Here is an 11,183-nt window from a genome sequence, read left to right as displayed (position 1 = left end):
CCTGCCGCCGCTCCCGGCCGGCCACCGGGAGCCACCGGCCGCCGCCGGCGCGGCGCACCTTCTCCTCGGGGCAGCGCGCGCTGCTGTGGGCCGCGGGCGTGCTGGGCGCGCTCGCGATCATCATCGCGGTCCTCATCGTCATCAACTCCCGCGCCGACCAACAGCAGCAACCGCCCACGGTGACCGACACGGGCACTCCTCCCGCATCGGCGCCGCCGGCGAGCAAGACGCCCAGCGGCGCCGGCGCCGCCTTCCACATCCGCTGGCCGGACCGACCCGAGACACCGCAATGACCACCCCGCAGCACCTGTCCGACCGCTACGAGCTCGGCGAGATCCTCGGCTTCGGAGGCATGTCCGAGGTCCACCTGGCCCGCGACGTCCGCTTGCACCGCGACGTCGCGGTGAAGGTGCTGCGCGCCGACCTGGCCCGCGACCCGAGCTTCTACCTGCGCTTCCGGCGGGAGGCCCAGAACGCCGCCGCGCTGAACCACCCGTCCATCGTGGCGGTGTACGACACCGGCGAGGCGGAGACGCCGACCGGCCCGCTGCCCTACATCGTGATGGAGTACGTCGACGGGGTGACCCTGCGCGACATCGTCCACAACGACGGGCCGCTGCCGCCGCGGCGGGCCATCGAGATCATCGCCGACGCCTGCCAGGCGCTCAACTTCAGCCACCAGAACGGCATCATCCACCGCGACGTCAAGCCCGCGAACATCATGATCTCGCACACCAACGCGGTGAAGGTGATGGACTTCGGGATCGCCCGCGCCATCGCCGACAGCGGCAACAGCGTCACCCAAACCGCCGCGGTGATCGGTACCGCGCAGTATCTGTCGCCCGAGCAGGCCCGCGGCGACACCGTCGACGCCCGCTCCGATGTGTACTCGCTAGGTTGCGTGCTCTACGAAATCCTCACGGGCGAGCCACCTTTCACTGGCGACTCGCCCGTAGCCGTCGCCTACCAGCACGTCCGCGAGGACCCGATCCCGCCGTCGCAGCGCCACGAGGGCATCTCCGCCGACCTCGACGCCGTCGTCCTCAAGGCGCTCGCGAAGAACCCGGACAACCGCTACCAGACGGCCGCGGAGATGCGCACGGACCTGGTGCGTGTGCACAACGGGGAGCGGCCCGAGGCGCCCAAGGTCCTGACCGACGCCGAGCGGACTTCGTTGCTGTCGACCGGCGGCGCCTTCCCCGGGCCGCGCACCGATCCGCTGCCCCGCCAGCCCCTGGAGCGTGTCGGCGACGAGGACGGCGGCGGCTCGGTGGGCCGCTGGATCGTGGCGGTCGCCGCGCTGGCGGTGTTGACGATCGTCGTCGTCATCGCGTTCAACACCTTCGGCGGCACCACCCGCGACGTGCAGGTCCCCGACGTGCGTGGCCAGGTGTCGGCCGATGCCATCGCCGCGCTGCAGAACCGTGGCTTCAAGACCCGCACACTGCAAAAGCCGGACTCCGCGATCCCGCCCGACCATGTCATCGGGACCGACCCGGGCGCCAACGCGTCCGTCGGCGCGGGCGACGAGATCACCATCAACGTCTCCACCGGCCCCGAGCAGCGCGAGGTGCCGGACGTGTCGTCGCTGAGCTACGCCGACGCCGTCACCAAGCTCAAGGCCGCCGGGTTCAGCAAGTTCAAGCAGGCGAACTCGCCGTCGACGCCCGAGTTGCTCGGCAAGGTGATCGGGACCAACCCGCCGGCCAACCAGACCTCGGCGATCACCAACGTGATCACGGTGATCGTCGGCTCCGGGCCGGAGACCAAGCAGGTGCCCGACGTCGCGGGCCAGACCGTCGACGTCGCGCAGAAGAACCTGACGGTCTACGGGTTCACCAAGCTGGCGCAGGCGCCCGTGGACAGCCCGCGCCCGGCCGGTGAGGTGATCGGCACCAACCCGCCCAAGGGTCAGACGGTCCCGGTGGACTCGATCATCGAGCTGCAGGTGTCGAAGGGCAACCAGTTCGTGATGCCCGACCTGAGCGGGATGTTCTGGACGGACGCCGAGCCGCGGCTGCGCGCCCTGGGCTGGACGGGGATCCTGGACAAGGGCGCCGACGTGGACGCGGGCGGCTCCCAGTCACACCGGGTGGTGTATCAGAACCCGCCGGCCGGGTCCGGCGTCAACCGCGACGGCATCATCACGCTGAAGTTCGGTCAGTAGCCGCCGGGTCCGGGAAGTAGGGGCGCACGGCGGCGCGGACGTCGTTCTCGAGCCGGCGCACCAGGGTGTCGTCGCGCACCCAGCCGCAGTACGCCAACCAGTTCGCCAGCATCCGGTGGCCGCCCTCGGTGAGGATCGACTCCGGGTGGAACTGGACGCCGTGAATCGGCAGCTCGGTGTGGCGCACGCCCATGATGACGCCGCTCTGGGTGTGCGCGGTCACCTCGAGCGCCGGCGGCAGCGACTCGGGCAGGATGGTCAGCGAGTGGTACCGGGTGGCCGTGAACGGCTCCGGAAGTCCTTGCAGCACACCGGCATTGGTGTGGAGCACGCTGCTGGTCTTGCCGTGCAGCAGCTCGGGGGCGCGGTCCACGGTGGCGCCGAAGGCCACCCCGATGGCCTGGTGCCCCAGGCACACCCCGAGCAGGGGAGTGCTCGCGGCGGCGCACGCGCGGACCAGCCCGATCGACGCGCCGGCGCGTTCGGGGGTGCCCGGGCCGGGGCTGAGCAGCACGCCGTCGAATTGCTCGGCGATGGCGGCCTGGTCGGTCAAGCGGTCGTCGTCGTTGCGCCGTACCTCGGCCTCGACGCCCAGCTGCCCCAGGTACTGGACCAGGTTGAACACGAAGCTGTCGTAGTTGTCGACGACCAGAATCCGCATCGTGCCAGGTTACCGTCCGGCGCGGCGGGCACCGGGTTCAGTGGTCGATGGGACCCGCCGCCTGGGCGAAGTGCAGCCGATCGGGTTCGAAGTGGCCGACGAGCTGCACGTCGGGCTTGACCTGTTCGCTGTAGCCGAGCCCGAATCGCACGACGTACTGCTTGTAGAGGACGACCAGCGGGGCGGCGGCGAGCGCGGCCTGCATGGCCGCCGAGTTGCCGATCGCGGTGATCGTGTACGGCGGGCTGTAGGTGCGGCCGTTCAGCAGGAGGGTGTTGCCCACGCAGCGCGGCATGGACGTGGCGATCAGGCGCTGGTCCTGCATCTGGATGGCCTCGGCGCCGGCGCTCCACAACGCGTTGAGCACCGCCTGGATGTCCTGCTGGTGCACCACCAGGTCGTCGGGGGAGGCGTCGCGCGGGAAGCGGCCGTTGGCGTCGCGCTGCGCGTCTTCCAGCGTCACCACCAGGCCCGGCCCGTGCACCGGGGTCATGTCCGCCTCGGCGGCGAGCTCGGCGGAGCGCCGCAGCATGGCCGCCAGCGCGGCGTCCGACGACCGCCCGTGCGCCGCGTCGATCTTGCGGGCCAGCTCGTCGCGCTGGGCGCTGAGCCCGTTGACCGACGACTGCGCTTCCCGAACCAGGTCGACCAGCCGCGGGGCGTCGCTGCGCCTGATCTCCGCGCCACCCGACACCCCGTGCGTGGCGGCGAGCAGCACGCCGGCCAGCAGGCAGACCACCGGGACGCCGAACCGCCACGGGGAACGCCGCGTCTCGCTCATCGGCTCTCCGTTTCCTGGTCGCGCGGCCAGGTGGGTTAGTCTCGTAGCCAAGTTTGGGTGCACGAGCGGTCTTATCGTCGCACCCCGCCCCGTTCCCCGTGTCGTCGAGGTCATCCCCGAGGTAGTCATGCCCAAGTCGAAGGTCCGCAAGAAAAACGACTTCACCGTCCGCGCGGTCAGCCGCACGCCGGTGAAGGTGAAGGTGGGGCCGTCGAGCGTGTGGTTCGTGGCGCTCTTCATCGGCCTCATGCTGATCGGCCTGGTCTGGCTGATGGTGTTTCAGTTGGCCGCCGTGGGCACGCAGGCCCCGACGGCGTTGAACTGGATGGCTCAATTAGGCCCGTGGAACTACGCGATCGCGTTCGCCTTCATGATTACCGGCTTGTTGCTCACCATGCGCTGGCACTGAGCGACGCGGCGGGGCCGATGAATTCATTTCCCGCCCGTCGCGCCGCCACGCCAGCAACCTGTCGAGGACCCAATCACACGCGTGTGATTTATCCCCACTGTGCATAGCGCTTGTGGATAAGCGCGTTGCCCGTGGTGAGGAGGGTGGAGGGGCACATGCAGCAAACACACTGGGAGCCGCATCCCGCGGGAATCGCTGGTTGCGGCGTTGTGGGTGTGTTGATGGCTACCGCCTGTGTGACGGTGGTCACAGACGGGCCGGGGCGCCTTCTGACCGGGATTGCCGCGGCCGGGCTGCTGGTGTTTGCCGGCGGTTCTTGGCACGCGCGTCCAAAACTGGCAATCACCGAGGCCGGCCTCGCGATCCGCGGCTGGTTCAAGACGCAGGTATTACGACGCGACGACATCAAGATCATCCGCATCACGGAGTTCCGCCGCTATGCGCGCAAGGTGCGGCTGCTCGAGGTCGAGACCGCCGGGGGAGACCTCGTCTTGTTCTCGCGCTGGGACCTCGGCACGGACCCGTTGGACGTGCTCGACGCGCTCACGGACGCCGGCTACGCGGGCCGTCAGCAGCGCTGAGCGGCCCGCGGCGGCGCAGGGGAGAGCTGGGAGATTTAGGAGATGGTGATCGACTCGATGACGACCGCCTCGGTGGGGCGGTCGTTGCCGTCGGTGGAGGTCGTGGCGATGGTGTCCACCACCTTCTGGGACTCCGGGTCGGTGACCTCGCCGAAGATGGTGTGGCGGCGGTTCAGGTGCGGGGTCTCACCGACGGTGATGAAGAACTGCGAGCCGTTGGTGCCGGGGCCGGCGTTGGCCATGGCCAGCAGGTAGGGCTTGTCGAATTGCAGCTCGGGGTGGAACTCGTCGGCGAACTTGTAGCCCGGGCCGCCGCGACCGGTTCCGGTCGGATCGCCGCCCTGGATCATGAAGCCCCGGATCACCCGGTGAAAGACCGCGCCGTCGTAGAACGGGCCCGAGGAGCCTCCCGACGCGTTCTGGGTCGAGTACTCCTTGGTGCCCTGGGCCAGGCCGACGAAGTTGGCGACGGTCTTGGGGGCGTGGTTTCCGAACAGGGCAACCTTGATGTCGCCGCGGTTGGTGTGCAGTGTGGCGGTCGCGGTCTGATTGGGGCTGTTGGTCACGGGATGAGAGTCTGCCACTAGGCATGCGGCGGCCCGCACCCGGTGCCGGTCACCCGGCGCGGTTGGCCACGCCGACGGCCCCACGCTGGCGGTTCGTTTCGCCGCTGGGCTAGCGTGACCGCAAACCTCGCAAACATGTTGTGGCGGCGCAGAAAGGCGGCAGATGCGCGCAAAGACGGAATCCCGGCTGACGCCGCGGCAACGACTCACCCGCGGCCTCACCTATTCGACAGTGGGGCCGGTCGACCTGACCCGCGGCGCCCTCGGTTTGGGTGCACAATCCGCGCAGTCGGCCGCGGCGCAGCTTCGTCGCCGTTACCGGGAAGGCCGGCTGGCCCGTGAGCTGGCCGCGGCGCAGGAGACCCTTTCCCAGGAGCTGGCCGCCGCGCAGCAGGTCGTCACCGGGCTGCCCCAGGCGCTACAGCAGGCCCGCCGTTCTCAGCGCCGTGGCAGGCGCGCGTGGATCGTCGGGGGAGCGGCCGTCGCCGTGCTCGCCGGCGGCGCCGTCGCGTTCAGTGTGGTTCGCCGCTCGACGCGCTCGGGCCCGCAAGAGCTCTCTCCGCGCCCGCCGAGCGTCGACGTGCAGCCGCGTCCTTAGGTCGGGCAGTCGGCCACCCCATTCGCTCAGTCGGGGTGTCCCACGATGTTGATGACGGCGCCATTCGGCGCGCGGACGAAGAAGCGATGCACTCCCCACGGCTCGGTCGTGAGGGGGTGCACGATTTCATAGCCGCGTTCCCGCGCTTCGGCGTAGGCGGCTTCGACGTCGGTTGTGTGCACCGAGATCACCGAATCTTCGGAGGCGGTGGCGTCGCGGGTGACGAGCTGGACGCTCACCCGCGTCTGGGGACAGGTGTAGCGGACCACCCAGCCCAGATTGAATTCCTCCTCGCTGAGCCCCAGATAGTCGCGGTAGAAGGCCTCGGCGCCTTCGATGTCGGCGGTCACGAGGTTTGCGGTGATGTGTGTCGCGCGCATGGCGTCAGGCCGTCGTGGGGCATGGCGCCCCGGGATAGTCGCCGAATGACCATAGGTTGCCCTCCGGGTCGCGCACCATGAATTCCCTTGCGCCGTAACATGTCTCGCTGAGTGGACGCACGATGTCAGCGTTTCGCTCCACGATGCGCGCGTACAGCCCTGCCGGGTCGGCGGTGACGACATAGGCCCCCGCCGTGCCGGGTTCGCGCGAATGGGCCGCGTCGGGGTTGTGGCTGCCGAGCATGATCGCGCCACTGCCCTCAGGCCAATTGAGCTGAGCGTGGTCGACGGTGTCGCCATCGCCGTACCGCGCAGCGAGGACGAATCCCAACGTGGCACGGTAGTAGTCGATCAGTCGCGGCGCGTCATGAGCTTGCAGCGTCAGCCAGACACTTGGATTCGAGGCAGTCATGATCGCAGTCTGAGCTGATGCGGTGGCCGCCGTCTTGAATGTTTCGGAACTCCTCCGCCAGCCAGCGGCGCGGCGGCGTCCCCGCGAACCGGGTGAATTCGCGGGTGAGGTGGGCCTGGTCGCTGTACCCCGCGTCGACGGCGATCGTCGACAGCTCGAGCGGCCCGCGCCGGGCCGCATCGGCGAGCAGCGACCTCGCGCGGTGGAATCGCATCAGGAGGGCGACTGCCTTCGGCGAACGGCCGACCTCCCGCTGGAAGAGAGTGGTCAAATGGCGCGGCGTGAGGCCGACCCGGTCGGCCACCGCGTTTGCCGGCATGCGGCCCCACGTGCGGCCCAGCAGATGCCAGGCGTGCCGGACCTCCGGGCGCACCGACCCACCGCCACGCCTGTCGAGCCCCTCTCGCAGAAACGTCGCGATGGTGGCGAACGACTGGTCCCAGTCCGGCGTGGCGGCCACGCGCTCATGCAATTCGGCGGCCCGGCGGCCCAGCAAGGCGCTGCCGTCGAAGTCGGGGATGTTCAACTCCGCGCTCGGCGCACCGAAGAGCGCCCGCGCGGCGAGGGGATGCACCGCCAGTTGCACACCGGCCTGACCGCGCTGCTGCCGCACGTGCGCCACGCTGTCTTGCAATCCGCTCAACAGCACGGGAACGGGTTGGCCAACACCGAGCGCGTCACGACTGTTGGCCGCCCGTAAGCCCTCGTCGAGGCTGACGATGAAGGTGAGGGTTGGCGACGGTAGGCCGCGATGGATCTCGGGAGGACTGGCCAGGGCGCGATAGCCGACCATTGAGACGACGCCGGGGGCGGTTCCGGCTGGCGCCGCGACGAAGGTCCAGGTGGGAGCGTCGTCGTCGGGCATACCGCCACGGTAGCGGCGCGCGCCGGGCTTGTGGAGCCTAGGGGAATCGAACCCCTGACACCCGCCTTGCAAAGGCGGTGCTCTACCAACTGAGCTAAGGCCCCTCTACCGATCAGCAGGCGGCCGACCCGACGGGTCGTCCACCGCCACGTGCCATACCTCGACCCCGCGCCGTGACCGCATCGCCGCTGCCAGCACCGCTGCCACGGTCAGGGGCAATACGAGTCTTACGCAGCGTCTTGACGGGCACATGGTGGTGGGCCTAGGAGGACTCGAACCTCCGACCTCTTCGTTATCAGCGAAGCGCTCTAACCGCCTGAGCTATAGGCCCGTATCGCATACGGCCGAGCGACGAGATTACCGCAACGGCCGCCGTACTCCCAAAAATCCTAGTCGCGGTCCGCCAGGGTCACTTCGATGCCGCCGATCAGGTCGGTCGCCAGGTTGTAGACAAACGCGGCGATGGTGGCCGCCGCGGTGAGCAGCACGATGTTCACCAGGCCGATGAGGACGGCGCCCCCGAAGATGGTGCCGCTGGACACCAGTTCGCCGCTGCTGCCGCTGGTGTTGTTCAGCAGGTCACCGACGTTGCTGTTCAGCTTCGACCACACGCCCATGCCGCCCAGCACCAGGTACAGGAACGCGACCGCGATCATCCACACGAAGAACAGGGCCACCGAGAGCAGCAGCGACACCTTCAGGGTGCTCCACGGGTCGATCCGGCGGATCTGCATGCTGGCCCGCACCGGCCCGCGAGTGCGCCGCGACACCTGGACCCGGCTGTCGCGGGCCTCCCGGTTCTCCGCGGCCGCCGCGCGGGCTGATCCGCTGGTCGCCTCCGCGCCGCGGTCGGGCGCGGCCTTGCGCTGCGCGCCGCGGGGCACGCCGCCGGACAGGTCGGGCAGCTCGCTCGCGTAGGCCTCGGCGGGCGGCGCGGCGTCGCCGCGGCCGGCGTCGGCGTCGTAGGGTGCGCTCTTCGACCCGCCGGGAGCGCCGGAGCCGGAGATGAAACGGTTCAACCGGGCGTCGGCCCCGCCCGGGCCCGAGGTGGGCGGCTCGCTCTGCCGGTGGGGCGCGGGCCGGGCGCCGCTGCGCTGCCACGGCGGTGCGTCCGCGGCGTCCGGCGTGCGTCCCGTTTGGGTGGGCGGTGCGGCGCGGTGGACGCCGGCCCGCTCGGCCGAACCGTCCCCATTGAGGCCGTCGCCCTTCTTGGGGGCGCCCGGCTCGTTCGGTGAGGTCACCCCGACTCCTTTGATCTCCTACCGGGCCGCACGGCGGCCCGCATGGTCATCGGGCCGAGTGTAGTTCCTTGCCCACGGCTAGCTGTCCGACGGCTCGGCGCCGGCCGCCTCCTCGACCACCTCGTCGGCGTTTTCCTCGGCGTTGCGCGCGATCGCCAGCAGCTCGTCACCGTCGCCCAGGTTCATCAGCCGGACACCCTTGGTCTGGCGTCCCGCCTTGCGGACTTGGCGCGCCGCGGTGCGGATCACGCCGCCGCCCGAGGTGATGGCGTACAGCTCGCTGTCGTCGTCGACGATCAGGGCGCCAACCAGCTTGCCGCGGCGTCGGTCGAACATCACCGTCAGCACGCCCTTCCCGCCGCGACCCTGCACCGGGTACTCCTCGATCGCGGTGCGCTTGGCGTAGCCGCCCGACGTGGCCACCAGCAGGTAAGTACCTTCGCGAATCACGTTGAGCGACAACAGGTAATCGTCGGCGTTGAACCGCATGCCCTGCACGCCGGAGGTGGCGCGGCCCATGGGCCGCAGCGCCTCGTCGGTCGCGGAGAACCTGATCGACTGGCCGTTGGCCGACACCAGCAGCAGGTCTTCCTGCGACGAGCACAGCACCGCGCCCACCAACTCGTCGGTGTCGCGCAGGTTGATAGCCACGATGCCGCCCGAGCGGTTGGAATCGAAGTCGGTCAGCTTGGTCTTCTTGACCAGCCCGTTGCGGGTGGCCAGCACCAGATAGGGCGCGTCCTCGTAGCCCTTGATCTGGATCACCTGGGCGATGCGCTCCTCGGGCTGGAACGCCAGCAGGTTCGCGACGTGCTGGCCGCGGGCGGTACGCGACGCCTCCGGCAACTCGTACGCCTTCGCCCGGTACACCCGGCCCTGGGTGGTGAAGAACAGGATCCAGTCGTGCGTCGAGCAGACGAAGAAGTGCCGCACGATGTCGTCCTGCTTCAACCCCGCGCCCTGCACGCCCTTGCCGCCGCGCTTCTGGCTGCGGTACAGGTCGGTCTTGGTGCGCTTGGCGTAGCCGGTCTCGGTGATGGTGACGACGACGTCCTCGCGGGCGATGAGGTCCTCGTCGTTGACCTCGCCGTCGGCGGCGATGATGCGGGTGCGCCGGTCGTCGCCGTGCTTGTCGGCGATCTCGGCGAGCTCGTCGCGGACGATGGCGCGCTGCCGCTCGGGCTTGGCCAGGATGTCCTCGAGGTCGGCGATCTCGGCCTCGATCTTGGCCAGGTCGTCGATGATGCGCTGCCGCTCCAACGCCGCCAGGCGCCGTAGCTGCATGTCCAGAATGGCCTGCGCCTGGATCTCGTCGATGTCGAGCAACTCGATCAGGCCGGTGCGGGCGATGTCGACGGTCTCCGACGCCCGGATCAACGCGATGACCTCGTCGAGGGCGTCGAGGGCTTTGACCAGACCGCGCAAGATGTGCGCGCGCTCGTTGGCCTTACGCAGCCGGTAGGTGGTGCGCCGGACGATGACGTCAAGCTGATGGGCGACGTAGTAGCGGATCATCTGGTCGAGGCGCAGCGTGCGGGGCACCCCGTCGACGATCGAGAGCATGTTGGCGCCGAAGCTGGTTTGCAGCTGGGTGTGCTTGTAGAGGTTGTTCAGCACGACCTTGGCCACGGCGTCGCGTTTGATCTCCACGACGATGCGCAGCCCGACGCGATCGCTGGACTGGTCCTCGATGTTCGAGATGCCGGCCAGCCGGCCGTCACGGACCTGCTCGGCGATCGAGGTGATGAAGTTGTCGTGGTTGACCTGATACGGCAGCTCGGTGATCACCAAAGAGGTGCGGCCTCGCGAATCCTCTTCCACCTCAACGACTCCGCGCATCCGGATGGAGCCGCGGCCGGTGGTGTAGGCGTCGTGGATGCCTTGCGAGCCGACGATCAGACCGTGGGTGGGGAAGTCCGGGCCCTTGACCCGCTCGCACACCGCGGCCAGCGTGGCCTCCTCGTCGGCCTCGTGATTGTCCAGGCACCAGTAGACGGCCTCGGCCAGCTCACGCAGGTTGTGCGGCGGGATGTTGGTGGCCATGCCGACCGCGATGCCGCCGGACCCGTTGGCCAGCAGGTTCCCGAACCTGCTGGGCAGCACGGTCGGTTCCTGCACCCGGCCGTCGTAGTTCGGGATGAAATCGACTGTCTCCTCGTCGATTTCGCGCAGCATTTCCATCGCCAACGGGGTGAGCCGCGCCTCGGTGTACCGCATGGCCGCCGGCGGGTCGTTGCCTGGCGAGCCGAAGTTGCCCTGCCCGTCGACCAGCGGGTAGCGCAGCGACCACGGCTGCGCCATGCGCACCAAGGTGTCGTAGATCGACGCGTCACCGTGCGGGTGGTAATTACCCATCGTCTCGGCGACCGAGCGGGCCGACTTCGCGTGGCTGCGGTCCGGGCGGAATCCCGAGTCGTACATGGCGTACAGCACGCGACGGTGCACCGGCTTGAGGCCGTCACGCACTTCCGGTAGCGCGCGGCCGACGATGACGCTCATCGCGTAGTCGATGTAGCTGCGCT

General features: G+C 69.3%; 12 protein-coding genes, 2 tRNA genes and 1 pseudogene. 5 read left to right on the top strand and 10 right to left on the bottom strand.

The window, feature by feature from the left end; all coding sequences use genetic code 11:
- Together A5714_RS08370 and pknB are read left to right on the top strand one after the other, a co-directional pair.
- Positions 1–293: pseudogene (locus A5714_RS08370) on the top strand (serine/threonine protein kinase); the annotation flags it as partial.
- Entirely contained in the window at positions 290–2,167 is a 1,878-nt protein-coding gene (gene pknB, locus A5714_RS08365; protein ID WP_068067821.1) for a Stk1 family PASTA domain-containing Ser/Thr kinase, read from the top strand. The pseudogene A5714_RS08370 and the gene pknB, both read left to right, overlap by 4 nt.
- Here pknB and A5714_RS08360 read toward each other — a convergent pair.
- Together A5714_RS08360 and A5714_RS08355 are read right to left on the bottom strand one after the other, a co-directional pair.
- Complete coding sequence (locus A5714_RS08360) at positions 2,145–2,828, bottom strand: aminodeoxychorismate/anthranilate synthase component II (RefSeq protein ID WP_068284505.1); 684 nt, start codon at positions 2,826–2,828, stop codon at positions 2,145–2,147. The two genes, pknB and A5714_RS08360, sit on opposite strands and share 23 nt — an antisense overlap.
- A gap of 37 nt (positions 2,829–2,865) precedes the next feature.
- A complete protein-coding gene (locus A5714_RS08355) occupies positions 2,866–3,609 on the bottom strand; it encodes a DUF881 domain-containing protein (protein WP_068067816.1) in 744 nt (247 codons plus the stop codon).
- Positions 3,610–3,736: 127 nt separating this feature from the next.
- On the opposite strand from A5714_RS08355, the gene crgA reads away from it, so the two are divergent.
- Together crgA and A5714_RS08345 are read left to right on the top strand one after the other, a co-directional pair.
- Positions 3,737–4,018 (top strand): cell division protein CrgA, encoded by a 282-nt coding sequence (gene crgA, locus A5714_RS08350; protein ID WP_068067813.1) that lies wholly within the window; start codon positions 3,737–3,739, stop codon positions 4,016–4,018.
- Positions 4,019–4,173: 155 nt separating this feature from the next.
- Positions 4,174–4,599 carry a PH domain-containing protein gene (locus A5714_RS08345; protein ID WP_068284501.1) on the top strand — a complete coding sequence of 142 codons (426 nt, stop codon included), beginning with the start codon at positions 4,174–4,176 and terminating at the stop codon, positions 4,597–4,599.
- Between the two features lie 35 nt (positions 4,600–4,634).
- On the opposite strand, the gene A5714_RS08340 is transcribed toward A5714_RS08345, so the two are convergent.
- Positions 4,635–5,183, bottom strand: coding sequence for a peptidylprolyl isomerase (locus tag A5714_RS08340; protein WP_068067810.1), 549 nt, complete (start codon positions 5,181–5,183; stop codon positions 4,635–4,637).
- Positions 5,184–5,328: 145 nt separating this feature from the next.
- Here A5714_RS08340 and cwsA point away from each other — a divergent pair, with 145 nt between their 5' ends.
- On the top strand, positions 5,329–5,763 hold the full coding sequence (cwsA, locus tag A5714_RS08335; RefSeq protein ID WP_068067807.1) for a cell wall synthesis protein CwsA: 435 nt from the start codon (positions 5,329–5,331) through the stop codon (positions 5,761–5,763).
- A 26-nt stretch (positions 5,764–5,789) separates the two neighbouring features.
- Here the strand turns inward: cwsA and A5714_RS08330 are convergent, their stop codons facing one another.
- From A5714_RS08330 to gyrA, 7 genes are all read right to left on the bottom strand, one after another.
- Complete coding sequence (locus tag A5714_RS08330; protein ID WP_068284499.1) at positions 5,790–6,143, bottom strand: VOC family protein; 354 nt, start codon at positions 6,141–6,143, stop codon at positions 5,790–5,792.
- A gap of 4 nt (positions 6,144–6,147) precedes the next feature.
- Positions 6,148–6,555, bottom strand: a complete 408-nt coding sequence (locus A5714_RS08325) for a VOC family protein (protein ID WP_068067803.1) — start codon at positions 6,553–6,555, stop codon at positions 6,148–6,150.
- Positions 6,509–7,420, bottom strand: a complete 912-nt coding sequence (locus tag A5714_RS08320; protein WP_082959633.1) for a helix-turn-helix domain-containing protein — start codon at positions 7,418–7,420, stop codon at positions 6,509–6,511. The genes A5714_RS08325 and A5714_RS08320 overlap by 47 nt, the downstream gene beginning before the upstream one ends.
- Before the next feature lie 31 nt (positions 7,421–7,451).
- A tRNA-Ala gene (locus A5714_RS08315) sits at positions 7,452–7,524 on the bottom strand.
- Between the two features lie 150 nt (positions 7,525–7,674).
- A tRNA-Ile gene (locus A5714_RS08310) sits at positions 7,675–7,751 on the bottom strand.
- A 58-nt stretch (positions 7,752–7,809) separates the two neighbouring features.
- Entirely contained in the window at positions 7,810–8,661 is an 852-nt protein-coding gene (locus A5714_RS08305; protein WP_068067800.1) for a DUF3566 domain-containing protein, read from the bottom strand.
- Between the two features lie 78 nt (positions 8,662–8,739).
- On the bottom strand, positions 8,740–11,183 hold a 2,444-nt coding region (gyrA, locus tag A5714_RS08300), incomplete at its 5' end, for a DNA gyrase subunit A (RefSeq protein ID WP_068284497.1).

Source organism: Mycobacterium sp. E2462, assembly GCF_001672685.1.
Classification (GTDB): domain Bacteria; phylum Actinomycetota; class Actinomycetes; order Mycobacteriales; family Mycobacteriaceae; genus Mycobacterium.
The sequence above is the reverse complement of the archived record's forward strand: the minus strand, read 5'-3'. Positions and strand labels throughout refer to the sequence as shown.

Coding starts and splice junctions, on each gene's coding strand:
- crgA (WP_068067813.1), top strand. CDS start 3,737: ATGCCCAAGTCGAAGGTCCGCAAGAAAAACGACTTCACCGTCCGCGCG.
- A5714_RS08330 (WP_068284499.1), bottom strand. CDS start 6,143: ATGCGCGCGACACACATCACCGCAAACCTCGTGACCGCCGACATCGAA.
- A5714_RS08355 (WP_068067816.1), bottom strand. CDS start 3,609: ATGAGCGAGACGCGGCGTTCCCCGTGGCGGTTCGGCGTCCCGGTGGTC.
- cwsA (WP_068067807.1), top strand. CDS start 5,329: ATGCGCGCAAAGACGGAATCCCGGCTGACGCCGCGGCAACGACTCACC.
- A5714_RS08325 (WP_068067803.1), bottom strand. CDS start 6,555: ATGACTGCCTCGAATCCAAGTGTCTGGCTGACGCTGCAAGCTCATGAC.
- pknB (WP_068067821.1), top strand. CDS start 290: ATGACCACCCCGCAGCACCTGTCCGACCGCTACGAGCTCGGCGAGATC.
- A5714_RS08320 (WP_082959633.1), bottom strand. CDS start 7,420: ATGCCCGACGACGACGCTCCCACCTGGACCTTCGTCGCGGCGCCAGCC.
- A5714_RS08345 (WP_068284501.1), top strand. CDS start 4,174: ATGCAGCAAACACACTGGGAGCCGCATCCCGCGGGAATCGCTGGTTGC.
- A5714_RS08360 (WP_068284505.1), bottom strand. CDS start 2,828: ATGCGGATTCTGGTCGTCGACAACTACGACAGCTTCGTGTTCAACCTG.